At 62.7% G+C, this 24,191-nt stretch carries 23 protein-coding genes and 1 pseudogene; 7 read left to right on the top strand and 17 right to left on the bottom strand.

The annotated features are described in order from the left end of the window. Positions 1-59 precede the first annotated feature (59 nt). The 5 genes from recG to exbB all read right to left on the bottom strand — a co-directional run bounded on the left by recG (position 60) and on the right by exbB (position 5,320). A complete protein-coding gene (gene recG / locus OIU19_RS05615; protein ID WP_264234025.1) occupies positions 60-2,138 on the bottom strand; it encodes an ATP-dependent DNA helicase RecG in 2,079 nt (692 codons plus the stop codon). 3 nt (positions 2,139-2,141) lie between these two features. After that, positions 2,142-3,071 carry a hydrogen peroxide-inducible genes activator gene (locus OIU19_RS05610; RefSeq protein ID WP_264234022.1) on the bottom strand — a complete coding sequence of 310 codons (930 nt, stop codon included), beginning with the start codon at positions 3,069-3,071 and terminating at the stop codon, positions 2,142-2,144. Between the two features lie 93 nt (positions 3,072-3,164). Then, the gene (locus tag OIU19_RS05605) at positions 3,165-3,899 is read right to left on the bottom strand and encodes an energy transducer TonB (RefSeq protein ID WP_264234019.1); all 735 of its coding nucleotides are present in this window, start codon (positions 3,897-3,899) and stop codon (positions 3,165-3,167) included. Continuing rightward, positions 3,896-4,324 carry a TonB system transport protein ExbD gene (exbD, locus tag OIU19_RS05600; protein ID WP_264234017.1) on the bottom strand — a complete coding sequence of 143 codons (429 nt, stop codon included), beginning with the start codon at positions 4,322-4,324 and terminating at the stop codon, positions 3,896-3,898. The genes OIU19_RS05605 and exbD overlap by 4 nt, the downstream gene beginning before the upstream one ends. 3 nt (positions 4,325-4,327) lie before the next feature. Beyond that, complete coding sequence (gene exbB, locus OIU19_RS05595; RefSeq protein ID WP_264234015.1) at positions 4,328-5,320, bottom strand: tonB-system energizer ExbB; 993 nt, start codon at positions 5,318-5,320, stop codon at positions 4,328-4,330. Positions 5,321-5,511: 191 nt separating this feature from the next. On the opposite strand from exbB, the gene OIU19_RS05590 reads away from it, so the two are divergent. Then, positions 5,512-6,369, top strand: a complete 858-nt coding sequence (locus OIU19_RS05590) for an SDR family oxidoreductase (protein WP_264234012.1) — start codon at positions 5,512-5,514, stop codon at positions 6,367-6,369. Between the two features lie 129 nt (positions 6,370-6,498). On the opposite strand, the gene OIU19_RS05585 is transcribed toward OIU19_RS05590, so the two are convergent. The 5 genes from OIU19_RS05585 to OIU19_RS05565 all read right to left on the bottom strand — a co-directional run bounded on the left by OIU19_RS05585 (position 6,499) and on the right by OIU19_RS05565 (position 11,220). Further along, positions 6,499-7,230 (bottom strand): hypothetical protein, encoded by a 732-nt coding sequence (locus OIU19_RS05585; protein WP_264234010.1) that lies wholly within the window; start codon positions 7,228-7,230, stop codon positions 6,499-6,501. Between the two features lie 56 nt (positions 7,231-7,286). Next, positions 7,287-7,667 carry a RidA family protein gene (locus OIU19_RS05580; protein ID WP_186553030.1) on the bottom strand — a complete coding sequence of 127 codons (381 nt, stop codon included), beginning with the start codon at positions 7,665-7,667 and terminating at the stop codon, positions 7,287-7,289. Between the two features lie 23 nt (positions 7,668-7,690). Next, on the bottom strand, positions 7,691-9,799 hold the full coding sequence (gene spoT / locus OIU19_RS05575; protein ID WP_264234008.1) for a bifunctional GTP diphosphokinase/guanosine-3',5'-bis pyrophosphate 3'-pyrophosphohydrolase: 2,109 nt from the start codon (positions 9,797-9,799) through the stop codon (positions 7,691-7,693). Positions 9,800-9,858: 59 nt separating this feature from the next. Further along, positions 9,859-10,122 carry a DNA-directed RNA polymerase subunit omega gene (gene rpoZ, locus OIU19_RS05570; protein ID WP_012312123.1) on the bottom strand — a complete coding sequence of 88 codons (264 nt, stop codon included), beginning with the start codon at positions 10,120-10,122 and terminating at the stop codon, positions 9,859-9,861. A 222-nt stretch (positions 10,123-10,344) separates the two neighbouring features. Next, positions 10,345-11,220: a LysR family transcriptional regulator gene (locus OIU19_RS05565; protein ID WP_264234004.1), complete on the bottom strand. Its 876-nt coding sequence runs from the start codon at positions 11,218-11,220 to the stop codon at positions 10,345-10,347. 248 nt (positions 11,221-11,468) lie between these two features. Between OIU19_RS05565 and OIU19_RS05560 the strand changes: the two genes are divergently transcribed. The 3 genes from OIU19_RS05560 (at position 11,469) to OIU19_RS05550 (ending at position 15,251) form a co-directional block, all read left to right on the top strand. Continuing rightward, the gene (locus OIU19_RS05560; protein WP_372353292.1) at positions 11,469-12,812 is read left to right on the top strand and encodes a glutamine synthetase family protein; all 1,344 of its coding nucleotides are present in this window, start codon (positions 11,469-11,471) and stop codon (positions 12,810-12,812) included. A gap of 4 nt (positions 12,813-12,816) precedes the next feature. Then, complete coding sequence (locus OIU19_RS05555; protein WP_186553026.1) at positions 12,817-13,590, top strand: gamma-glutamyl-gamma-aminobutyrate hydrolase family protein; 774 nt, start codon at positions 12,817-12,819, stop codon at positions 13,588-13,590. A 113-nt stretch (positions 13,591-13,703) separates the two neighbouring features. Next, complete coding sequence (locus tag OIU19_RS05550) at positions 13,704-15,251, top strand: APC family permease (RefSeq protein WP_264234001.1); 1,548 nt, start codon at positions 13,704-13,706, stop codon at positions 15,249-15,251. A 116-nt stretch (positions 15,252-15,367) separates the two neighbouring features. Here the strand turns inward: OIU19_RS05550 and gmk are convergent, their stop codons facing one another. Together gmk and OIU19_RS05540 are read right to left on the bottom strand one after the other, a co-directional pair. After that, positions 15,368-16,024 (bottom strand): guanylate kinase, encoded by a 657-nt coding sequence (gene gmk, locus OIU19_RS05545; RefSeq protein WP_264233999.1) that lies wholly within the window; start codon positions 16,022-16,024, stop codon positions 15,368-15,370. Positions 16,025-16,037: 13 nt separating this feature from the next. Next, complete coding sequence (locus tag OIU19_RS05540; protein WP_186553023.1) at positions 16,038-16,901, bottom strand: YicC/YloC family endoribonuclease; 864 nt, start codon at positions 16,899-16,901, stop codon at positions 16,038-16,040. Between the two features lie 227 nt (positions 16,902-17,128). On the opposite strand from OIU19_RS05540, the gene rph reads away from it, so the two are divergent. Together rph and OIU19_RS05530 are read left to right on the top strand one after the other, a co-directional pair. Continuing rightward, positions 17,129-17,851: a ribonuclease PH gene (gene rph, locus OIU19_RS05535; RefSeq protein WP_264233997.1), complete on the top strand. Its 723-nt coding sequence runs from the start codon at positions 17,129-17,131 to the stop codon at positions 17,849-17,851. Between the two features lie 25 nt (positions 17,852-17,876). Beyond that, positions 17,877-18,245 (top strand): DUF4870 domain-containing protein, encoded by a 369-nt coding sequence (locus tag OIU19_RS05530; RefSeq protein ID WP_186553021.1) that lies wholly within the window; start codon positions 17,877-17,879, stop codon positions 18,243-18,245. Positions 18,246-18,359: 114 nt separating this feature from the next. Here the strand turns inward: OIU19_RS05530 and OIU19_RS05525 are convergent, their stop codons facing one another. Further along, positions 18,360-19,139, bottom strand: coding sequence for an exodeoxyribonuclease III (locus OIU19_RS05525; RefSeq protein ID WP_186553020.1), 780 nt, complete (start codon positions 19,137-19,139; stop codon positions 18,360-18,362). Between the two features lie 80 nt (positions 19,140-19,219). Between OIU19_RS05525 and pyrE the strand changes: the two genes are divergently transcribed. Next, on the top strand, positions 19,220-19,861 hold the full coding sequence (pyrE, locus tag OIU19_RS05520; RefSeq protein ID WP_264233995.1) for an orotate phosphoribosyltransferase: 642 nt from the start codon (positions 19,220-19,222) through the stop codon (positions 19,859-19,861). Between the two features lie 159 nt (positions 19,862-20,020). Here the strand turns inward: pyrE and argB are convergent, their stop codons facing one another. The 4 genes and pseudogenes from argB to coaBC all read right to left on the bottom strand — a co-directional run bounded on the left by argB (position 20,021) and on the right by coaBC (position 24,140). Further along, positions 20,021-20,929 carry an acetylglutamate kinase gene (gene argB, locus OIU19_RS05515; RefSeq protein WP_186553019.1) on the bottom strand — a complete coding sequence of 303 codons (909 nt, stop codon included), beginning with the start codon at positions 20,927-20,929 and terminating at the stop codon, positions 20,021-20,023. Positions 20,930-20,959: 30 nt separating this feature from the next. Beyond that, positions 20,960-22,339: pseudogene (locus OIU19_RS05510) on the bottom strand (phosphomannomutase/phosphoglucomutase); the annotation flags it as partial. Between the two features lie 128 nt (positions 22,340-22,467). Next, entirely contained in the window at positions 22,468-22,923 is a 456-nt protein-coding gene (gene dut / locus OIU19_RS05505) for a dUTP diphosphatase (protein WP_186553017.1), read from the bottom strand. A gap of 5 nt (positions 22,924-22,928) precedes the next feature. Further along, positions 22,929-24,140 (bottom strand): bifunctional phosphopantothenoylcysteine decarboxylase/phosphopantothenate--cysteine ligase CoaBC, encoded by a 1,212-nt coding sequence (coaBC, locus tag OIU19_RS05500; RefSeq protein ID WP_186553237.1) that lies wholly within the window; start codon positions 24,138-24,140, stop codon positions 22,929-22,931. Positions 24,141-24,191 lie beyond the last annotated feature (51 nt).

Here is a 24,191-nt window from a genome sequence, read left to right as displayed (position 1 = left end):
CTTTAAACGCAAAGTATAACCAGCCTGACCGACAGACTGGATCCATTCCGAGAGCTGCGTCACACCTGGCCATATTGCTGGCCGTGGCGCAACCAACGGTCGAGCAGCGGGCTGACATGATCCGGCCAGCGCGCCAGCAGCGCCTGGGCGGCGTCGCGCACCGACGGCAGCAGGTCGGCATCGCGCATCAGGTCGGCGACCTTGAACTGTAGCAGGCCGGTCTGGCGGGTCCCGAGCATCTCGCCGGGGCCGCGCAGTTCCAGGTCCTTTTCGGCAATGATGAAGCCGTCGTTGGTTTCCCGCATGATGCCCAGACGTTCGCGGCCGATCTGCGACAGGGGCGGGTGATAGAGCAATACACAGTGGCTGGCAGCACTGCCTCGACCGACCCGCCCGCGCAGCTGGTGCAACTGGGCCAGACCCAGCCGTTCAGGGTTCTCGATGATCATCAGGCTGGCGTTAGGGACATCCACGCCCACCTCGATCACCGTGGTCGCCACCAGCAACTGCAAGTTGCCAGCCTTGAACTCGGCCATCACAGCGGCTTTCTCGGCAGGCTTCATCCGGCCGTGGATCAGCCCTACGCGCAGCTCGCCCAAGGCGCTGCCGAGGTCTTCGTAGGTGCTCTCAGCCGCTTGGCAGGTGAGCTCTTCGGATTCTTCGATCAGCGTGCACACCCAGTACGCCTGGCGGCCTTCAGCGCAGGCGGCGCGAACCCGCTCAACCACTTCGAAGCGGCGGCTGTCGGCGACCAGCACGGTATTGACCGGCGTTCGACCCGGCGGCAGCTCGTCGAGGATCGAGGTGTCCAGGTCGGCGTAGGCGCTCATCGCCAGGGTTCGCGGGATCGGTGTGGCGGTCATGATCAGCTGGTGCGGGCACAGCTCGCCGGCGACGCCTTTCTTGCGCAGGGCCAGGCGCTGCTGGACGCCGAAGCGGTGCTGTTCGTCGATGATCGCCAGGGCCAGGTGCTTGAACTGAACCTCGTCCTGGAACAGCGCATGGGTGCCGACCACCATCGGTACGCCGCCGGCGATCTGCTCCAGGGCGCTGGCGCGGGCCTTGCCCTTGAGCTTGCCAGCCAGCCAGGCAACTTCGATGCCCAGCGGCTCCAGCCAGCGCTTGAAGGTGATGAAGTGCTGTTCGGCGAGGATCTCGGTCGGTGCCATCAGGGCAACCTGGTACCCGGCTTCCAAGGCTTGCAGTGCGGCAAGGGCGGCAACCACCGTCTTGCCGGCACCGACATCGCCCTGAACCAGGCGCATCATCGGCTCACCCTGGCTGAGGTCGTAGGCAATCTCGTTGCCGACCCGTTGCTGGGCACCGGTGGGGGCGAAGCCGAGGTTGGCCAAGTATTGCGCCGGCAAGCGGCTGGCCTTGGGCAATACCGGTGCACGCAAGGCGCGCAGGCTTTCGCGCAGGCGTTGCTGAGACAGCTGATGGGTCAGCAGTTCTTCGAAGGCCAGCCGGTGCTGGGCCCAATGATGGCCCAAGGCGAGCTCTTCGAGGTCAGCGTCGGCAGGCGGATTGTGCAGATAGCGAATGGCATCATCCAGCGGCGCCAGGTGATAGTCGTTGGCCAGTTCTTGCGGCAGCCAGTCGGGCAGGCTGCGAGGGCCGAGCAGGGTCAGGCTTTGCTGGCAGAGCTGGCGCAGGCGTTGCTGGGTCAGGCCCTCGGTGGTCGGGTAGATCGGCGTCAACGTCTGCTCTACCGGCGGCGCCGGCTCGCTGCCATTGAGCGCGCGATACTCCGGGTGATAGATCTCCAGGCCCGAAGCGCCCGGACGGGCCTCGCCGTAGCAGCGCAGGTGGGTGCCTCGCTTGAGGCCTTCTTTCTGGGCGTTGCTGAAGTGGTAGAAGCGCAGGCTCAGCACCCCCGTGCCGTCACCCAGGCGCACCACCAGGCTGCGGCGCTTGCCCATGGTCACATCGGTGCCGCTGACCACGCCTTCGATGACTGCATCCTGGCCAGGCCTTAGTTGGCCGATGGGAACTACGCGGGTACGGTCCTGGTAGCGCAGGGGCAAGTGGAACAGCACATCCTGCAGGTTCTCGAGGCCGACCTTGGCGAGCTTCTCCGCCATCGCCTCGCCGACGCCTTTGAGTTCGGTGACCGGGACCTTCGACAGCTCGCTCATGGGTCAGGCCGGTTGTTCCACGGCGGTCGGTTTGGCTACCGAGCACAGGCGGATCGAGTCAGCCAGGATCTCGATCGCTTTCGGCCGCGGGAAGCTGGCGCGCCAGGCAATCGCCACGGTGCGGAACGGCGCCGGAGCGGTCAGTGGACGCACTTCGATCACGCCTGGGGCGTAATGGTGGCTGTGTACCGCCGACAACGGCAGGATCGAGATGCCCAGGCCGGAGGCGACCATGTGGCGGATGGTTTCCAGCGAGCTGGACTCCACGGTGGTGTGCTTGGAGCCTTCGCCACCCTTGTTCAGGGTCGGGCAGGCTTCCAGGACCTGGTCGCGGAAGCAGTGACCTTCGCCCAGCAACAGCAAGCTCTTGTCATTGAGCATGGCGGTGTCGATGGTCTTTTTCGCGGTCCACGGGTGGTCGGCCGGCATCAGCGCGCAGAACGGCTCGTCGTACAGCGGCAGGGTCAGCACGTCAGCTTCATTGAACGGCAGGGCGATGATCACCGCGTCCAGTTCGCCATTGCGCAGTTTCTCGCGCAGGACGTGGGTGAAGTTCTCTTCGATGTACAGCGGCATCTGCGGGGCGACCCGGTGCAGCTGCGGAATCAGGTGCGGGAACAAGTACGGGCCAACGGTATAGATAGCACCGACTTTCAGCGGAGCGGTCAGCTGGTTTTTACCTGCCTGGGCCAGCTCGCGAATCCCTTGGGCTTGCTCCAGGACCTTCTGCGCCTGGGCAACGATGCTTTCGCCAACCGGGGTCAGGCGCACCGCGCTCTTGCTGCGCTCGAAGATCAGTACGCCCAGCTCGTCCTCAAGCTTCTTGACACCGACGGACAGGGTCGGCTGGCTGACATGGCAACGCTCGGCGGCGTGACCGAAGTGCTGCTCCTGGGCGAGGGTGACGATATAGCGGAGTTCTGTGAGGGTCATAACGTGCGTCCATGAAGTTGCGGCCCCAGCATAGCGGGTGCAATCGATAGACGCACGTTATCAGACTTGCCGTTTTGTGACAGAACCAAAGTATCAGCGTTTGTCCAGCGAGTAGACGAAAGGTGCTACCACTTCGATCGAGCCATTGTTCAGCAATTCTGCCGGCGGCTTAGGCACAGTGCCGGCCCGACGGATCATCTCCAGGGTAGCCCGGTCCAGGGCCGCGCTGCCAGAGCCACCGGCCAGCGAGTAGGAAACGACCTTGCCTTCGGCATCGACTACGAAGCGCAGGCGGTTGATGCCCTGCAAACCACGACGGCGAGCGTCTTCCGGATAGCGCTTGTATTTTGCCAAGTGGCGCAGCAGGTCGCTTTGCCAGGTCGGCAAGGCCTTGCTGTTAGACGCGATGCTCGGTGCTGGCGCTGCCGATTTCTGCGGTGGCGCATTGCTCGGCGGCGTATCGGCAACCTCTTGGTCAACCGGAGGCTCATCTTTCGGCGGCTCAGGCTTTTTCTCAGGCTTGGGCGGCTGTGGCTTGGCCTTGGGCTTGGGCGGCTTGGCGATGGCGATCTTCGGTTTAGGCGCTTCTACCAGTTTCGGCAGCGGCGGTTCTTCAACCGGCGCCGGTGGTTGCGGTGCGACTTTCGGGGGTGGTGGCGGCGCTGGCTCAGGCAGCGGTGCCAGTTCGACCATCATCGCTGCCGGAGGCAGCTCGATGGCTTGGGGCACCGACCAATTGAGCGTCAGCAGCACAGCGACGGCATGGAGGCCCAGCACGATCGCCAAGCTGCCGCTGTAACGCGCCAGATTGTGCCGCGTCTTGGTCATTTTTTGGCTGCCGTCTCGAGACCTACCAGACCGACTTTGAGGTAGCCGGCCGCGCGCATGTGGTTCATCACTTCCATCAGGTCACCATAATCCACGCCTTTGTCGGCTTGGAAGAAGATGGTGGTTTCCTTGTCGCCCTTGGTCTTGGCGTCGAGCATCGGGCCAAGCTGGTCGGGTTGGGCAACCTGATCGTCGCCGACGTAGAGCTTCTGGTCGGCCTTGACGCTGACGAACACCGGTTTCTCCGGCCTCGGCGCCGGCTTGGCGGTGGAGGCGGGCAGGTCGACCTTGATGTCGACGGTGGCCAGGGGCGCGGCGACCATGAAGATGATCAGCAGGACCAACATCACGTCGATGAACGGCGTGACGTTGATTTCGTGGTTTTCGGCGAGGTCGTCGCCACCTTCGTTGAGATGCAGGCCCATGGCTTACCCCACTTTCACCATGTGCGGGGCGGCGCGCTCGCCACCTTGGTGGTCCAGGTCACGGCTGACCAGCAGCAGAACCTGTGCCGAAGCATCGGACACCTGAGCCTTGTAGCCGGCAATGGAGCGGGCGAAGACGTTGTAGATGACTACCGCCGGGATTGCGGCGACCAGGCCCAGGGCCGTGGCAAGCAGGGCTTCGGCGATACCTGGAGCAACCACCGCCAGGTTGGTGGTCTGGGTCTTGGCGATGCCGATGAAGCTGTTCATGATGCCCCATACGGTACCGAACAGACCGACGAACGGCGCGGTGGAGCCGATGGTAGCCAGCACGCCAGTGCCGCTGCTCATGTTACGGCCGCTGGCGGCAACCAGGCGCTCAAGACGGAAGCTGACGCGCTCCTTGATGCCTTCTTTCTCGCGGGCGTTGGCCGACAGGCGCATTTCTTCCAGCGCGTCGTGAACCAGGGTATGGGCCAGGGTGCCTTCCTTGTTGGAGGCTTCGCTGGCTTCCTTGAGGCTGACGACCTTTTTCAGCACTTCGACTTCACCGCGCAGACGACGCTTGGCGCCCATCAGCTCGAAGCCCTTGGCGATCCAGATGGTCCAGGTGATGATCGAGGCGATGGCCAGGCCGATCATGACGATCTTCACGACGATGTCGGCGTTCTTGTACATGCCCCAAGGGGACAGGTCATGGGCCATACCCAGCGAGGTATCCTCGACCAGCGCTTCGACGTTCTCGCCTGCTGGGGCCTGGCCATCAGCCACGCTGGCTTGAGTGGCGGCGCCATCGGCAGGGGCCTGGGCAGCTGCGCCTGCGGCAGCTGCGCTGGCGTCTGCTGGAGCAGCGGCGGCGGCCGGGGTGCTGGCTGCCGGGGCGACAGGCTCATCGGCCATGGCGACCGGGGCCAGTACCAGGCTGAACATCAGCGCGGCAATGGCGCGCCATGCGCGCGACGTGGTTGGCGAAGCGGAAGGTTGAGTACGAGTCATGCTGGCCGGACCTGATGAAGAAAATGAGTTGACGTTCACCACGGCCTCGAGGCAGGCCGAGAACAGATAGGGCGCCATTATTGCAAGTAATTCTTGTTAACAAAAGTAATAAGGTTGCTTTTTTTCACCTTTGTCTAGCCGCTGATCGCGTAATCCGGCTAGCCTGACCCTTTGAGAAATGGAGTTTAGAGATGTCGGATTTATCTGCTTTGATCGTCGGCTGCGGGGATGTAGGCGGTCGTCTAGCCCGTCAGTTACTGGCTTGTGGCTGGCAGGTCAGCGGCCTGCGGCGGTCGGTCGAGCAGTTGCCTGAAGGCGTGAGGCCAATTGCTGCGGACCTGGCCGACAGCAGCATTCCCGCTGCCTGGCCTGAGCAGTCACCCGACTATCTGGTGTACTGCGTGGCTGCCAGCCAGCATGACGAGGCGGGCTATCAGGCGGCCTACGTCGAAGGCTTGCGCAATGTTCTGGAGTGGTTGCAAGCGCGTGGCCAGCGTCCGCGGCGGCTGCTGTTCGTGTCTAGCAGCAGCGTATTCGCCCAGCAAAACGGCGAGTGGATCGATGAAACCGCTGCGACCGAGCCTGAGGGCTATTCGGGAAGGGTGATGCTTGAGGCCGAGCAATTGGCGCTGCACAGCGGTATCCCGACCAGCCTGGTGCGTTTGACCGGTATTTATGGTCCGGGTCGTGAGTGGCTGCTTAGCCAGGTGCGTCAGGGCTATCGCGTCGCTGAACAGCCGCCGCTGTATGGCAATCGAATCCATGCCGAGGATGCGGCGAGCTTGCTGGCGTACCTGCTGCAGGCGGATGCGCGCGGGGTTACGTTGGACGATTGCTACATCGGTGTGGATGACGATCCGGCGCCGCTGGCCGATGTGGTCGCCTGGCTGCGCGGTCATATGGGGGTTACCGAGTGGTCGGATGAGCAGCGCGTGCGGCGCACCGGCAGCAAGCGCTGCAGCAATGCACGGGCGCGGGCGTTGGGCTGGGTGCCGCAGTATCCGAGTTATAAAGAGGGCTATGCAGCGATTCTTGAAGGGCGCGAGTGATACAGCTATTGCTCTGTGGGGCTTGCCGGCCTATCGCGGGACAAGCCCGCTCCTACAGGGTTCGCGTTGATCCAGAAGGCGACACATCTGGTGTAGGAGCGGGCTTGCCCCGCGATGGGCTCGCAGTGATCAGCTGCGTTCCAGTACCCACTGCCGTGGGCCCGGCGTCAGCTGCGGTATCTCATCTGGCAATGCATTGTTGACCGCGCGGAAGATCTCCAGCTTGTCACCCTCACGTTTGAAGATGAACGGACCGCCACGCTGGTTGCGTTCCAGCCACAGGGTGTCGTTCTCTCCCCCCATGGTCGCGCAATCACCTTCCAGGCACAGCGCGTAACGATCAGGCCCTGGCAGGCCGGTCACGCTGCCGTTGTCGGCGAAGCGAACCACGCCGCCGCTACCTTGACCCTCGACGATCTTCCATTCGCCACCCAGGTACGCTTTATAGAGGGCCTTCTCGAAGCTGCCGCCTAAAGGGGCATCAGCAGGTGCGGGGTGTTCGGGCTTTACAAAATCCTGCTGTTTGCCGTTCGGGTCGGTGACGTGTAGCGCCTTGCCGGACAGCTTGATGCGCTCGATGTAGTTGCGCTCGAACCTGGCTTCCCACTCGTCCCCTACAGCGCTCAGTTGGCCGTCCCCAGCTTCGAAGCCATTGCTGAAGCTGGCCTGCTGGCGGGCAACGTCGAGTTTCCATTCGAACACTGGGCCATGCGCTCTGAGGGCCTGGCGCAGGCTGCCACCTTCTGCGGCGGCATCGATGGCGGCCTGGTTGATCCAGGTGCCGTTGTAATCTTCGGGTTTATGGCTGGCGCAGCCGCCCAGGAGCAGGGCTGCCAGCGCGAGAGGCAGGGCTTTACGCATGATGAAAAACCTTGAGGCAGGGAAGGTGACGGGCAGGGCGCCCGTCACCAGGGGCATCACTCGATGACCAGGATCGCGTCCATTTCGACCTGTGCGCCCTTTGGCAGGGCGGCCACGCCAATGGCGGCGCGGGCTGGGTAGGGCTGCTCGAAGTAGCGGCCCATGATCTCGTTGACCTTGGCGAAGTGGCTCAGGTCGGTGAGGAAGATGTTCAGCTTGACGATGTCCTTGAACGAACCGCCAGCAGCCTCGGCCACCGACTTGAGGTTCTCGAACACCTGCACGGTCTGGGCTTCGAAGCCTTCGACCAGTTCCATGGTTTTCGGGTCCAGGGGGATCTGGCCAGACATGTACACGGTGTTACCGGCCTTGATCGCCTGGGAGTAGGTGCCGATGGCGGCTGGGGCCTTGTCGCTGTTGATGACGGTCTTGGTCATGATGACTCCTTGCGGTTGGCGGACTACGCACGCATGCGGGTGATGCGGACCACGCCGGTCAGGGTGCGCAACTTCTTGATCACACGAGCCAGGTGCACACGGTCGTGCACGCTGACCACCAGCTGGACCACGCTGATACGGCCGTCGCGTTCGTCCATGCTGATCTTCTCGATGTTGCCGTCGGCAGCGTTGACGCTGCTGGCCAGCAGGGCGATCAGGCCGCGCTGATGCTCAAGCTCGACACGCAGCTCGACGTTGAACTCGCCAGTGACGTCCTTGGCCCAGGAGAGTTGCAGGCACTTCTCCGGGTTATGGCGGATTTCACTGATGTTGCGGCAGTCTTCCAGGTGCACGACCATGCCCTTGCCCGCCGACAGGTGGCCGACGATCGGGTCGCCCGGGATCGGCGTGCAGCACTTGGCGTAGCTGAGCACCAGGCCCTCGGTGCCGCGGATCGCCAGCGGGCCTTCCGGCGCTGGCAACTGCTCGCCTTCGGCAGACAGTAGGCGACGAGCGACCACATAGGCCATGCGGTTTCCCAGGCCGATGTCTTCGAGCAGGTCTTCGACGACTTCCAGGCGGTACTCGGTAAGGATCGGCTGGATGCGTTCGTGAGGGATCTTGTCCAGGCTGCTGTCGAAACCGGTCAGCACCTTGTTCAGCAAGCGTTCGCCGAGGCTGATCGACTCGGAGCGGCGTTGCTGCTTGAGCGCGTGGCGGATGTGCGTGCGCGCCTTGCCGGTCACCACGAAGTTGAGCCAGGCCGGATTGGGTCGGGCGCCCGGGGCGCTGACGATTTCCACGGTCGAGCCGCTTTGCAGTGGCTCGGACAGCGGCGCCAGGCGGCGGTTGATGCGACAGGCGATGCAACTATTGCCGACGTCGGTATGCACCGCGTAGGCGAAGTCGACGGCAGTGGAGCCTTTGGGCAGCTCCATGATCCGCCCTTTGGGCGTGAACACGTAGACCTCGTCCGGGAACAGGTCGATCTTCACGCTTTCGATGAATTCCAGCGAGTTGCCAGCGCGCTGCTGCAACTCGAGGATGCCCTTGACCCACTGACGGGCGCGGGCATGGCTGCCTTTTGGCTGTTCATCGTCGTTGGACTTGTACAGCCAATGCGCGGCGATGCCGTTGTTGGCCATTTCTTCCATTTCGCGGGTGCGAATCTGGATTTCGATGGGCACGCCATGCATGCCGAACAGCGTGGTGTGCAACGACTGGTAGCCGTTGGCCTTGGGGATCGCGATGTAATCCTTGAAGCGTCCAGGCAGCGGCTTGTACAGGTTGTGCACGGCGCCGAGCACGCGGTAGCAGGTGTCGACCTTGTCGACGATGATGCGAAACGCGTAGACATCCATGATCTCGTTGAAGGCGCGGCGCTTGCCGCGCATCTTCTTGTAGATGCCATAGAGGTGCTTCTGGCGGCCGCTGACTTCGCCTTCGATGCCGTCGGTGGCCAGGCAGTTGGCCAGCGATTGTTCGATCTTGGCGACGATCTCTTTGCGGTTGCCGCGGGCGCGCTTGACCGCCTGGTGAATGCGCGATGAGCGCATCGGGTGCATGGCCTTGAAGCCCAGGTCCTCGAACTCTACGCGCACGGTGTGCATGCCCAAGCGGTTGGCGATCGGGGCGTAGATCTCGAGGGTTTCCTTGGCGATGCGTCGGCGTTTTTCGCCCGACAGCACTTCCAGGGTGCGCATGTTGTGCAGGCGGTCGGCCAGCTTGACCAGGATCACGCGGATATCGCGGGCCATGGCCATGGCCATCTTCTGGAAGTTTTCCGCCTGCGCCTCGGCCTTGGTCTCGAAGTTCATCTGGGTCAGTTTGCTGACCCCATCGACCAGTTCGGCAACCGTCTCGCCAAACTGCTGGCTGAGGGCTTCCTTGGCGATGCCGGTGTCTTCGATCACGTCGTGCAGCATGGCCGCCATCAGGCTTTGATGGTCCATGTGCATGTCGGCGAGGATGCCGGCGACTGCCAGCGGATGAGTCACGTAGGGTTCGCCACTGCGGCGGCGTTGCCCATCGTGCGCCTGTTCGGCGTAGAAGTAGGCTCGGCGGACCAGGTTGACCTGCTCCGGACCGAGGTAGGTCGACAGCCGTTCGGCGAGGGTGTCTATGCTCGGCATGGGTTTACCTCCTGCCGAGGAAGAGGTCCTGTTGCCGCACGACGTCGACCGGGCATCAATCAGACAGCCTCGTTGGACTCGTCCTCGAACGCGGCGAACACCGGATCCTCGGTGACGATCTCTTCGGCTGCGATGAATTCATTGGTGACGATGCCTTCGGCGATTTCGCGCAGGGCGACTACGGTCGGCTTGTCGTTTTCCCATGCAACGCGTGGCTCTTTACCACCGGTGGCCAGCTGACGGGCGCGCTTGGTGGAGAGCATGACCAGCTCAAAGCGGTTATCCACGTGTTCCAGGCAGTCTTCAACAGTTACGCGGGCCATGGTCTTCCTCAGTAGCAATGCGGTAGGCGTACAGCCCAGAATGGGCAGGCGGACTGTGTAGTTTAAAAAATCACCAGCCAATAGGGAAGGGCTGTTTTGTCCTTCCTTGGCGCTGCAAAACCCTGTGGGAGCGGGCTTGCCCGCGAAAGGGCCGGTACAGACGCCTTGTATGCCTCTGACGATAACGGCTTCACGGGCCAGAACACAACAGGCGATAACGCCCTAACGCAATAACGCACCGCGCAGATGCGGTGTCAGCTCCTCGAACAGTGTCTGCACCGAACGCAGGGCGCGGCAATCTGGGCGGGTCAGCAGCCACAGCTGGGTGTCGCAGCCCGGTAGCGGCGCACTCAGCGCCTCGACGTCGGCCATGCCACGCACCATGTAGTCCGGCAGCGCCGCCACGCCCAGGCCGGTGCTGACCAGCTGGGCAATGGTCGACATGCCGCTGCACTGGTAGCGTGGGATCAAGTTGGGGTACTGCTGGTTGCGCCAGACCACGGTGGGGTGGTCTTGCATCGAGTCGTCCGGGGCGATCCACGGCACGCTGTTGGCCGACTCGGACAGGCGCTCGCGCAGGCTTGGGTGGCCGCAGATGACATAGGAGGTCGAACCCAGGCAGCGGCCAACCAGATGCTCGGGCGGCGTGTTGGTCAGGCGCAGGGCGATGTCGGCGTCGCGTCGGCTGAGGTTGGCGAAGGTATTCGAGGTGCCCAGCTCCAGCGACAGCGCCGGGTAGTTGGGCATGAAGGTCGCCAGCGCCGGCAGCAGCAGGCTGTGCAGTACCGCCTCGGTGCAGGTCAGGCGCACCGTGCCGCTGACCACTTGCTCACCGCTGGTCAGGGCAATCCGCGCTGCCTCCAGCGCAAGTTCGGCTCGCTCGGCTTGCTCGGCCAGGGCTTGGGCAGTGTCGGTGGGCAGGTAGCCCTTGCGGCTTTTGACGAACAGCGCAGTGCCTAGCGCCGATTCCAGTCGGCGAATCGAGCGGAACACCGTCGAAACGTCGACCTTGAGTAGCTCGGCGGCCTTGGCCAGCGACCGCCCCCGCTCCAGGGCCAGGACCAGGGAGAGGTCGGCGTGGGAGATTTGATATTGCATTGGTGCACGCTCTGCTTGCCGAAATGCCAATGTCTGTTGCGTTGGGGCCATTTTATAGTGAAACGGCCTGCCCGAATCAATGCACTCGGTCGGCTCGATAAATCCCCACGATGGGACAGTGAAAAGAACAACAGCAGCAACCATCGTCGCCCGTGAGGCGCCAGCCGTATCTCCCCACATCGCCGCTCCACATCAAAGGATGTACAGCCATGACGTCGGTCACCCCGTGCGCCAGTTCTTCCAGCGAGATGAAAGACTTCCTCCAGGCTCATCCAGACACCCAATACGTTGATCTGCTGATCTCCGACATGAATGGCGTGGTGCGTGGCAAGCGCATCGAGCGCGCCAGCCTGCACAAGGTCTACGAGAAAGGCATCAATCTGCCGGCCTCGTTGTTCGCCCTGGACATCAACGGCTCGACCGTGGAGAGCACCGGCCTTGGCCTGGACATCGGCGATGCTGACCGGATCTGCTACCCGATCCCTGGCACCCTGTGCGACGAACCCTGGCAAAAGCGCCCTACCGCGCAGTTGCTGATGACCATGCACGAGCTCGAGGGCGAGCCGTTCTTCGCTGATCCGCGTGAAGTACTGCGTCAGGTGGTGAGCAAGTTCGATGACCTGGGCCTGGACATCTGCGCGGCGTTCGAGCTGGAGTTCTACCTGATCGATCAAGACAACCTCAACGGTCGCCCGCAGCCGCCGCGCTCGCCCATCTCCGGCAAGCGCCCGCAGTCGACCCAGGTGTACCTGATCGACGACCTCGACGAATACGCCGACTGCCTGCAAGACATGCTCGAAGCCGCCAAGGAGCAGGGCATTCCAGCGGATGCCATCGTCAAGGAAAGCGCCCCGGCACAGTTCGAGGTCAACCTGCACCACGTCGCCGATGCGATGAAGGCCTGCGACTACGCGATCCTGCTCAAGCGCCTGATCAAGAACGTTGCCTACGACCATGAGATGGACACCACCTTCATGGCCAAGCCCTACCCGGGCCAGGCGGGCAACGGCCTGCACGTACACATCTCGCTGCTCGACAAGAAGACCGGCAAGAACATCTTCACCAGTGACGACCCGCTCGAAAGCGAGCAACTGCGCCATGCGGTCGCCGGAGTGCTGGAAACCATGCCAGCGTCGATGGCCTTCCTCTGCCCGAACATCAACTCCTACCGCCGCTTCGGCGCCCAGTTCTACGTGCCCAACGCGCCGAGCTGGGGCCTGGACAACCGTACCGTGGCCGTGCGCGTGCCGACCGGCAGCAGCGACGCCGTGCGCATCGAACACCGCGTGGCGGGTGCCGATGCCAACCCCTACCTGATGATGGCGGCGATCCTCGCCGGCATCCATCACGGCCTGGTCAACAAGCTCGAACCGGGGGAGCCAATCGAAGGCAACTCGTACGAGCAGTTGGAGCAGAGCCTGCCGAACAACCTGCGTGACGCCCTGCGTGCGCTGGATGACAGCGAGATCCTCAACCAATACATCAGCCCGGACTACATCGATATCTTCGTCGCCTGCAAGGAAAGCGAGCTGGCCGAGTTCGAAGTGTCGATCTCCGACCTCGAGTACAACTGGTACCTGCACACGGTGTAAGCCCATGAGCGCAAATGCGGTCCCTCTGATCGGTGTCAGCGCCTGCCGCCAGCAGGTGGGGAAGAACTCGTCGCACACGGTAGGCGACAAGTATGTGGAGGCGGCCGGCTTTGCCGGGACCCCGCTGATTCTCCCGGCCCGCGATGTCGCCAGCGACCCACAGGCGTTGCTGGCCATTCTCGACGGCATTGTTTTTACCGGTTCGCCTTCAAATGTCGAGCCGCATCATTACAATGGCGCCCCCAGCGCCGAGGGCACCCGGCATGACCAGGCGCGTGACCGACTGACCTTGCCGTTGCTGCAGGCGGCGATTGCCGCTGGCGTGCCGGTGCTGTGCATCTGCCGTGGTTTCCAGGAATTGAACGTCGCCCTTGGCGGCAGCTTGCACCAGCGGGTGCAGGAGCTGCCGGGCTACCTGGACCACCGCGAACCTGAGGACGCACCCTTGGCGGTGCAATACGGCCCTCGTCATGCTGTCCGCATCGAAGCGGGCGGGATGTTCGAGCGCTTTGGTCTGGCTGAGCAGTTTGAGGTCAACTCGCTGCACAGCCAGGGGATCGACCGCTTGGCTCCAGGCCTGCGCGTCGAGGCTAAGGCACCGGATGGCCTGATCGAAGCGGTGTCCATGCTGGACGCGCCGGGCTTTGTGCTCGGCGTGCAATGGCACCCGGAATGGCGTTTCGCCGAAAACCCGGTCTCGCTGCGTCTATTCCAGGCGTTTCGCGAGGCCTGCATCGCCCACGCTGTACGGGAGGGTTCGCGCCAGAAGGCATTCTGACGTCACCCGAAGGTCTCGGATGACTCGCCCCCACGCAGCAGCTTTCAATGAGTGAAAGCGGACCCTCTTCGGACGGTCTGTGAAAACAATACCAATATCGACGGCGAATACTCATGAGCAATTACACTGAATCCGGCCGCCCACCCGATGTGGCGACCGATGCAGGCAACAGCGGCACGCGCGTCAGCAAAGGCTTGGCCAAGGGCCGTTTGGGCCTGTTGGCCAGCGTGGTGCTGGGCATTTCCACCATTGCCCCGGTCTATACCCTGACCGGAGCTCTCGGCCCAACCGTGCGCGAGGTGGGTGCCCACCTTCCCGCCGTATTCATCGTTGGCTTCCTGCCGATGCTGCTGGTCGCCCTCGGCTACCGCGAGCTGAACGCGGCAGAGCCGGACAGCGGCACATCCTTTACCTGGTCGGCACGTGCCTTTGGCCCGATGATCGGCTGGATCGGCGGCTGGGGCTTGGTGGTGGCTACCACCATCGTACTGTCCAACCTGGCCGGGGTTGCCGTCGACTTTTTCTATTTGTTCCTTGGCCAGATTACCGGCGACCAGTCGTTGGCGGCGTTGGCTGACAATTTATTGGTCAATATCAGCACCTGTTGCGTGTTCATCGCCATGGCAGTGTGGATCTGCTGCCGGGGCATGGGCACGACCATGACCGTCCAGTACGGCCTGGTGGCCCTGCAACTGCTGGTGTTGATCGGCTTTGGCTTTGCCGCGTTCGGTGAAACCGCCGCGCCGCCGCCGCTTGAGTTCGATTTCGCCTGGTTCAACCCGTTTGGCGTCGAATCGTTCTCGGCATTTGCCGCAGGCCTGTCGCTGTCGATCTTCATTTTCTGGGGTTGGGACGTGTGCCTGACGGTCAGCGAAGAGTCGGTCGGTAGCGATGAGGTGCCGGGCAAAGCGGCAACCTGGACCGTGCTGCTGATCCTCGCCTTGTACCTGTTCACTGCGATTGCCACCTTGCAGTTTGCCGGTATCAGTGACGTCGGCTTGGGCCTGGGTAACCCGCGCATTCAAGAAAACGTGTTCGCCCACCTAGCCGGTCCAGTGATGGGGCCGCTGGCGATCCTGATGTCGATTGCGGTATTGGCCAGTACCGCCGCCTCCTTGCAGTCGACCTTCGTTTCGCCTGCGCGGACCTTGTTGGCGATGGGTTACTACGGCGCTGTGCCACAGCGTTTCGCCAAGGTTTGCCCACGTTCGCAGACGCCGCAGTACGCCACGATCTGCGCCGGCATCGCTGCGGCGCTGTTCTACGTGACCATGCGTACCCTGAGTGAAAACGTACTGGCCGACACCATCACTGCCTTGGGCATGATGATCTGCTTCTACTATTCGCTGACGGCGTTTGCCTGCGTCTGGTACTTCCGCCACAGCCTGTTCGACAGCCTGCGCCACTTCTTCATGCGCGGCGTGTGCCCGTTGCTCGGGGGTGTGATTTTGTCGGTGATCTTCGTGCGCACGGCAATCGACAGCGCTTCGCCAGACTTTGGCAGCGGCTCGCATGTAGGGGGCTTGGGGCTGGTGTTCGTGATCGCGGCGATCATCTCGCTGCTGGGGATTTGCTTGATGATGCTGTCGCGGCTGCGGCTGCCGGCGTTCTTCCTTGGGGCTACCTTGCAGCAGCAAGCCACTCTGCAGCTGCAAGATTGATGTAGTTGGGGCTGCTTCGCAGCCCATCGCAGGCAAGCCAGCTCCTACAGGGTTCGCGCGGTACCTGTAGGAGCTGGCTTGCCTGCGATGGGCCTCAAAGAGGCCCCAAAAATCGATCAGCCAACCAGTTGTTTGAGCAGCGCCTCATGGCGTTTTTGCTGTCTCTCCAACTTGAGCTCTTCTGCTCGCGCCGCAGCTTGCGAGTCATCGGCACGATTCGAGCAGAACACCGCCTTCAGATCTTCCAGTGCATTTTGGAAGTCATCATTGATGATGACGTAGTCGTACTCGGCATAGTGGATCATCTCGCTGACCGCTTCCTTCATGCGCCCCTCGATGATCTCCTCGCTATCCTGCCCGCGCCCGGTCAGGCGCTCACGCAGCGCCTCCTGGCTTGGCGGCAGAATGAAGATCGACAGTGCCTGCGGCATCAGCTCGCGAACCTGCTGCGCACCTTGCCAGTCGATCTCCAGGATCAGGTCGATGCCTTGATCCAGGGTCTGCTGCAATGCGCTGCGCGACGTTCCGTAGAAGTTGCCGAACACCTCGGCATGCTCAAGGAAGTCACCCTTGGCGATCAGCGCCTTGAACTCTTCATGCCCCACGAAGTGGTAGTTCACCCCGTGCTCCTCGCCCTGACGCTTGGCACGAGTAGTGTGCGAAACCGAGACGCGGATGTTCTTGTCGGCCTGGGTCAACGCTGTAACCAGGCTGGTCTTGCCAGCGCCGGAGGGCGCCGAGACGATATAAAGGGTGCCGCTGCTGTGATTCATGGTAGGGGTGGCCTTACTCGATGTTCTGTACTTGTTCACGCATCTGTTCGATCAACACCTTCAGGTTGACCGCCGCCTGCGTACTGCGCGGGTCGAAGGCCTTGGAGCCGAGGGTGTTGGCTTCGCGATTGAGTTCCTGCATCAGGAAGTCCAGGCGTCGCCCCGCAGCACCGCCGGACTTCAGCACCCGGCGCACTTCGGTGATGTGGGTATTGAGCCGATCCAGCTCTTCGGCAACATCGCTCTTCTGCGCCAGCAACACCATCTCCTGCTCCAGGCGCTGCGGGTCGAGCTCGGCCTGCATGTCGTGGAAGCGGTCGAGGATTTTCTGCCGCTGCGCAGCGAGCATCTGTGGCACCTGGGCACGCAAGGTGGTGACCTCGGTCGCCATGCCGTCCAGGCGTTCGTTGATCAGTCGGGCCAGTTCCTGGCCTTCGCGTTGGCGACCGGCCTTGAGCTCCTTGAGGGCTTCGTCGAACAGGGCGATGGCTTCGGCATTGAGTGCCTGCGGATCGCTGGCATCACCCACCAGCACGCCAGGCCAGGCCAGCACCTCCAGCGGGTTGAGCGCGGCCGGTTGCTTGATCAGGCTGGCGATGGTTTCGGCAGCGGCAACCAGCTGCGCGGCGCGCTCGCGATCGACCTGCAAGGGTTTGCCGGTGCTCTCTTCACTCAGGCGCAGGGTGCATTCCACCTTGCCGCGCGACAAACCTTGGCGCAAGCCTTCGCGCACCGCGCCTTCGAGGTCGCGCAGGGCTTCTGGCAGGCGCAGGTGCGGTTCCAGGTAACGATGATTGACCGAGCGCAGCTCCCACGCCAGAGTGCCTTGGCTGCCGGCGCGCTCGACGCGAGCAAAAGCGGTCATGCTGTGCACCATGGGGGAGTACCTCGCAAAAGATGGGAAACAGGGAAGCCTTTCGGCTGCAAGGCGCAGGATTGTAGCGCAGTGCGGCCCGGGCGCCCAATCCACCCATCCTACCGACAGCCTACGCGGCAAGTGGGAAAAGGCGACAGGCTGCCCGGGGCGCGACAATAGGCATGTCCCTGCCGGGCTACGGGCTCTATAATGCTCGGCAGATTCAAGTCCCAGTACAGGTATCCCAGATGAAACGTCCAAGTGGTCGCGCCGCCGATCAGCTCCGCTCGATCCGCATTACCCGCAACTACACCAAGCACGCCGAGGGGTCGGTACTGGTCGAGTTCGGTGACACCAAAGTCATCTGCACGGTCAGCGTCGAGAATGGTGTTCCCCGCTTCCTCAAAGGCCAGGGCCAAGGTTGGCTGACCGCCGAATACGGCATGCTGCCGCGTTCGACCGGTGAGCGTAACCAGCGTGAAGCCAGCCGTGGCAAGCAGGGTGGTCGCACCCTGGAAATCCAGCGTCTGATCGGCCGTGCCCTGCGCGCAGCGCTGGACATGAAAAAGCTCGGTGAGGTCACCCTGTACGTCGACTGCGACGTGATCCAGGCCGATGGCGGCACCCGCACAGCATCGATCACCGGTGCCATGGTCGCCCTGGTCGATGCCCTGCGCGTGATCAAGAAGCGCGGCGGCCTCAAGGGCGGTGACCCGCTCAAGCACATGATCGCTGCCGTATCGGTCGGCATGTACCAAGGCGAAGCAGTGCTCGACCTGGACTACCTGGAAGACTCCGCTGCCGAGACCGACCTGAACGTGGTCATGACCAGCGCCGGTGGTTTCATCGAAGTGCAGGGCACCGCCGAAGGTGCGCCGTTCCAGCCTGAAGACTTCAACGCCATGCTGGCGCTGGCACACAAGGGCATGAACGAAATCTACGAACTGCAGAACGCCGCACTGGCCGACTGAGCGCAATGCCAAGGAGGTGCGGAACATGAGTGATCCGAACGTGCCGGTCAATCTGCCCAATTCCGAGATCCGCCAGTGGGCGATGTTCTGTCACCTCTCGGCACTGCTCGGCCTGGCAGTGCCCCTTGGGCATTTGCTGGGGCCGTTGGTGATGTGGATCTGGAAGCGCGAGCTTGATCCGTTCATCGATGCCCAGGGCAAGGAAGCGCTGAATTTTCAGATCAGCGTGACCATTGCCGGATTTATCTGCTTCCTGCTGACGTTCGTGCTGATCGGGCTGGTGCTGTTCGCCATCCTGGCGGTGGCGGTGCTGATCCTGATCATTCTGGCGGGGGTCAAGGCTAATGAGGGGCAGGCGTATCGCTATCCCTTCATCTGGCGGCCGATCAAGTAGAACGAGTTGGGGCCGCTTCGCGCCCCATCACAGGCAAGCCAGCGCCTACAGCAATCGTGCTGATTGTAGGCGCTGGCTTGCCTGTGATGGGGCGCGAAGTGGCCCCACCTGGTATCAGATGGTCAGCGTCCAGTCGTAATCGACGATCAGCGGCGCATGCTGGGAGAATCGCGGCTGGCGCGGCAGGCGGGCGTTGCGCACGAAGCGGCGCAGGCCTGGGGTGAGGATCTGGTAGTCGAACCGGTAACCCAGGTTGAGCATTTCGGCCTGCTCGTTATCCGGCCACCAGCTGTACTGGTCGCCTTCACGGCTGACTTCGCGCAGGGCATCGACATAGCCCATGTCGCCGACAATCGAGTCCATCCACGCGCGCTCGGGCGGCAGGAAGCCTGGCGATTGCTGGCTGTCGCGCCAGTTCTTGATGTCGAGCTTCTGCTGCGCAACGTAGAACGACCCGCAGTAGATGTACTCGCGGCGCTTGCGGCGCTGCTTGTCCAGGTACTTGCCGAAATCGTCCATCAACTTGAATTTCTGGTTCAAGTCTTCGTCGCCGTTCATGCCCGAAGGCAGCAACAGGCTGGCAATACTGACTTTGTCGAAGTCTGCTTGCAGGTAACGTCCGTAGCGGTCGGCTGTCTCGAAGCCCAGGCCGGTGATGACTGCCTTGGGCTGCATCCGCGAATAGAGCGCCACGCCACCTTGGGCAGGCACCTCCGCATCGCAGGCATAAAGGAAATAGCCATCGAGCTGGAAAGCTGGGTCGTCGAGTTCAAAGGCCGAGGCGCGGGTATCCTGAAGGCAGATGACGTCGGCATTCTGGGCTTGTAGCCAGCTGAGCAATCCACGCTCGGCGGCAGCCTGAATGCCATTTACGTTCACACTGATGATCCGCATAAATGGCCCCAAAAATCTCGTGCGTGTATGATACCCGAGCTCAACTCATTTAGCTAAATCCGTGGTGTCTGGGACTCTTCATGCAGCCGTATCAGCGCGACTTCATTCGTTTTGCCATCGATCGGGGCGTTTTGCGCTTCGGTGAATTCACCCTGAAATCGGGGCGTACCAGCCCGTACTTCTTCAATGCCGGCCTGTTCAACACAGGATCTGCCTTGGCTGAACTGGGGCGTTGCTACGCGGCGGCGATCGTCGACAGCAAGATCCCCTTCGACGTACTGTTTGGCCCGGCCTACAAAGGCATCCCGCTGGCTTCGGCCACTGCGGTGGCCCTGGCCGATCACCACCAGCGCGACGTGCCATGGTGCTTCAACCGCAAGGAAGCCAAGGCCCACGGCGAGGGCGGCAGCCTGGTGGGCGCGCCGCTTGAAGGCAACGTGCTGATCATCGATGACGTGATCACTGCCGGTACTGCCATTCGTGAAGTCATGCAGATCATCAGCGCCCAGCAGGCCACCGCCGCCGGTGTGCTGATTGCCCTGAACCGCGAAGAGCGCGGTAATGGCGAGCTGTCGGCGATCCAGGAAGTGGAGCGCGACTTCGGTATTCCGGTGGTCAGCATCGTTTCGCTGACCCAGGTGCTGGAATTCCTCGCCGATGACCCGCAGCTCAAGCAGCATCTGCCGGCTGTCGAGGCGTATCGGGCGCAGTACGGGATCTGACCGTCCTGAAATGAAAAAGGCGACCTTTGCAGGTCGCCTTTTTTTTGCCTGTACCGGCCTCATCGCGGGGCAAGCCCGCTTCCACGCCAACCCTAGTGCTGCTGCGCCTGCGTGGGAGCGGGCTTGCCCCGCGATGGGCGGCAAAGCGGCCCCGGGCTATCAGTAGTGACGCTTGCGGTTGGTGATCAGGGTGCCCACGCCGCTGTCGGTGAAGATCTCCAGCAGCACCGCGTTCGGCACGCGACCGTCGATGATGTGCGAGCTCTGTACGCCACCTTGCACCGCATCCAGGGCGCATTTGATCTTCGGCAGCATGCCGCCATAGATGGTGCCGTCGGCAATCAGCTCGTTGACCTGCTCGGTATTCAGACCGGTCAGTACCTCGCCTTTCTTGTCCATCAAGCCAGCGATGTTGGTCAGCAGCATCAGCTTCTCAGCCTTCAGCGCCTCCGCCACCTTACCGGCCACCAGGTCGGCGTTGATGTTGTACGACTCACCGTTGGCGCCCACGCCGATTGGCGCGATCACCGGGATGAAATCGCCCTTGACCAGCATGTTCAACAGATCGGTGTTGACCCCAACGACTTCGCCGACGTGGCCGATGTCGATGATTTCCGGAGTGGTCATCTCGGGCGTCTGGCGCGACACGGTGAGCTTCTTGGCGCGGATCAGCTCCGCGTCCTTGCCGGTCAGGCCGATGGCGCTGCCGCCGTGACGGTTGATCAGGTTGACGATGTCCTTGTTGACCTGGCCACCGAGGACCATCTCGACCACGTCCATGGTCGCCGAGTCGGTGACGCGCATGCCGTCGATGAAGTGGCTCTCGATCGACAGGCGCTTGAGCAAGTCACCGATCTGCGGGCCACCGCCGTGCACCACCACCGGGTTGATGCCAACTGCTTTCATCAACACGATGTCGCGGGCAAAACCGGTTTTGAGCTCTTCGCTCTCCATCGCGTTGCCGCCGTACTTGATCACCAAGGTCTTGCCGACGAAGCGGCGAATGTAGGGCAGCGCTTCGGACAAAACCTCGGCTACATGGGAAGCGGCATCGCGATCGAGGGTCATGCAGGGCTCCTGTAAGGAACAGATAGTCGGTCAGAACGGCAGTTGCAGCTCAGGGGCAACCCGCAGCAACTGGGCGCGGAAAACATCCTTGATACGTTGCAACTCGGCGTCGCTGTCGGCCTCGAAGCGCAGCACCAGCACAGGCGTAGTGTTGGAAGCGCGTACCAGGCCCCAGCCGTGGGCGTAGTCGACCCGCACACCATCGATGGTGGTCAGGTTGGCGTCGCCCCAGTCAGCGTCGCGTTGCAGTGCATCAATGATGCTGAATTTACCCTCGTCGGTCACATCAATATTGATTTCCGGCGTGGAAATGTCGTTCGGGAACGCAGCAAACAGGCTTTCGGCGTCTTGCCCGGCCTTGCTGAGGATCTCCAGCAGGCGCGCGGCACTGTAGATGCCGTCGTCAAACCCGTACCAGCGCTCCTTGATGAAGATGTGCCCGCTCATCTCGCCTGCGAGCAAGGAGCCGGTCAGTTTCATCTTCTTCTTGATCAACGAGTGACCGGTCTTCCACATTAGCGCGCGACCGCCGTGCTGTTCGATCAGCGGGGTCAGGCGACGGGTGCATTTGACGTCGAAGATGATCTCGGCGCCTGGGTTGCGTTCCAGGACATCCAGGGCGAATAGCATCAGCAGGCGGTCGGGGTAGACGATGTTACCCGTGTTGGTCACCACGCCTACGCGGTCGCCGTCACCGTCGAAGGCCAGGCCGATATCGGCGCCGACTTCCTTGACCTTGGCGATCAGGTCTTCCAGGTTCTCAGGCTTGCCCGGATCTGGATGGTGGTTAGGGAAGTTGCCGTCGACCTCGCAGAACAGCGGGATCACCTCGCAGCCCAGGGCTTCGATCAGCTGCGGGGCGATCACCCCGGCTGCGCCGTTACCGCAGTCGACCACCACCTTGAGCTTTTTCTTCAGCTGGATGTCGGCGGTGACCTGGTCGAAGTAGCGGCCGAGGATCTCGACCTTTTCCACACGGCCTTCGCCACGGCTCAAGTCGTTGGTCTTCAGACGAGTCAGCAGGGCCTGGATCTGCTCATTGGCCAAGGTGTCGCCGGCAATGACGATCTTGAAGCCGTTGTAGTCGGAGGGGTTGTGGCTGCCGGTGAGCATGACACCGGACTTGCCCGCTAGCACGTTGGCGGCGTAGTACAGCGCAGGAGTCGGCACCATGCCGACGTCGCTGACCTGGCAACCGGCGTCGACCAGGCCCAGGATCAGTTGCTCGACCAGCATCGGCCCGGACAGTCGACCGTCGCGGCCAACCGAGATGTTCGGTTCGCCCTGGGCCAGGGTCTGCGCACCGATGGCGCGGCCGATCCAGTAGGCGGTTTCGGCATGCAGGGTTTTGCCGACCACGCCACGGATGTCGTAGGCGCGGAAGATGCTTTCGGGCAGTGCGGGTACCCGCTGGGCCATGTCATTCATCTCTGGGAGCTCCAATCTTCAAAGGCTTCTGGGTAGACGCAAACTGAACGCTTGGACGGCTCTTTCGCCAGAGAGTTCGCCATCCTTGGCGTCAACGCGGTGCTATCGGCTCAGTGGCTGCCGGAGTGGCCAAAGCCACCGGCGCCGCGCTGGCTCTCGTCGAAGGCCTCGACGATGTCGAAATGCGCTTGCACCACAGGCACCAGCACCAGCTGCGCGATGCGCTCGCCAATGGCGATGGTGAACGGTGTGTTGCCGCGGTTCCAGCACGACACCATCAGCTCGCCCTGGTAATCCGAGTCGATCAAGCCGACCAGGTTGCCCAGCACGATGCCGTGCTTATGGCCCAGGCCCGAGCGCGGCAGGATCATCGCCGCCAGGCCTGGGTCGCCGATGTAGATCGACAGGCCAGTTGGGATCAGCAGGGTCTGGCCGGGCTCAAGCACGGTGTCTTGCTGGAGCATGGCGCGCAGGTCCAGGCCAGCAGAGCCAGGGGTGGCGTACTGCGGCAGGGGGAATTCGGCGCCAATGCGCGGGTCGAGGATCTTGGCTTGAAGAGCGTGCATGTAACTTATTGAACCTGATTGAGTCGTTCGGCGATGAAGGCAACCAGCTGGCGGGCGATCTTGCCCTTGCTGGTCTGCGCGAAGAGGGTCTGGTGCTGCTGGCGATCGATCACGGTCAAGGCGTTCTCCTCGCTGTTGAAGCCGATGCTGGGGTTGGCTACATCATTGGCGACGATCAGGTCGAGGTTCTTGTCCTTGAGCTTGCGCGTGGCGTAATCGAGCAAGTGTTCGGTCTCGGCGGCAAAGCCGACGCTGAACGGACGGTCGGCCCGGCCAGCAATGGTCGCAAGGATATCCGGATTACGCACCATCTGCAGCAGCATGCCGTCGCCGGTCGTAGGATCCTTCTTGAGTTTTTGCGCGGCGACCACTTCCGGACGGTAGTCCGCGACCGCCGCCGAGGCGATGAACAGGTCGCATGGCATCGCCGCTTCGCAGGCCGCGAGCATGTCTCGTGCGCTGACCACGTCGATCCGGTTGACCCGATCCGGGGTCTGCAGGTGCACAGGCCCCGTGACGAGGGTCACCCTAGCCCCCGCTTCTGCGGCCGCTTCGGCCAGGGCAAAGCCCATCTTGCCGGAGCTATGATTGGTGATGTAACGCACCGGGTCGATGTTTTCCTGGGTCGGGCCGGCAGTGATCAACACGTGCTTGCCGGTAAGCGCCTGGCGCTTGAAGCTCTCTGCCGCGCACCAGGCCAGGTCGCTGGCTTCGAGCATGCGCCCCAGGCCTACGTCGCCACAGGCCTGGCTGCCAGAGGCCGGGCCGAACACCTGGATGCCGCGGCTTTGCAGCAACTCAAGGTTGGCCTGGGTAGCTGGGTCGCGCCACATCGCCTGGTTCATCGCCGGAGCTACGGCCACGGTGGCGTCGGTGGCCAGCACCAGGGTGGTCAGCAGGTCATCGGCCATGCCTTGGGCCATGCGCGCCATCAGGTCGGCAGTGGCTGGGGCGATCAGCACCAGATCGGCCCATTTGGCCAGTTCGATATGACCCATGGCCGCTTCGGCGGCGGGGTCGAGCAAATCCATGTGCACCGGATGGCCGGACAGGGCCTGCAGGGTCAGTGGAGTGATGAACTCGGCACCGCCGCGGGTCATGACGACGCGCACCTGCGCGCCGTGTTCCAGGAGTCGGCGAATCAGCTCGGCGCTCTTGTAGGCGGCGATGCCGCCACCCACGCCGAGAACGATGCGCTTGCGATACAGCCGCTGCATAGGCTTGCCTTTTTCCAGTGAGAGCGGGCGGCGACGCATGAAAACTGCCTG

The sequence above is a fragment of the Pseudomonas sp. BT-42-2 genome (assembly GCF_025847435.2).
Taxonomy (GTDB): Bacteria; Pseudomonadota; Gammaproteobacteria; order Pseudomonadales; family Pseudomonadaceae; genus Aquipseudomonas; species Aquipseudomonas urmiensis.
This window is presented reverse-complemented; position numbering and strand designations above follow the sequence as displayed.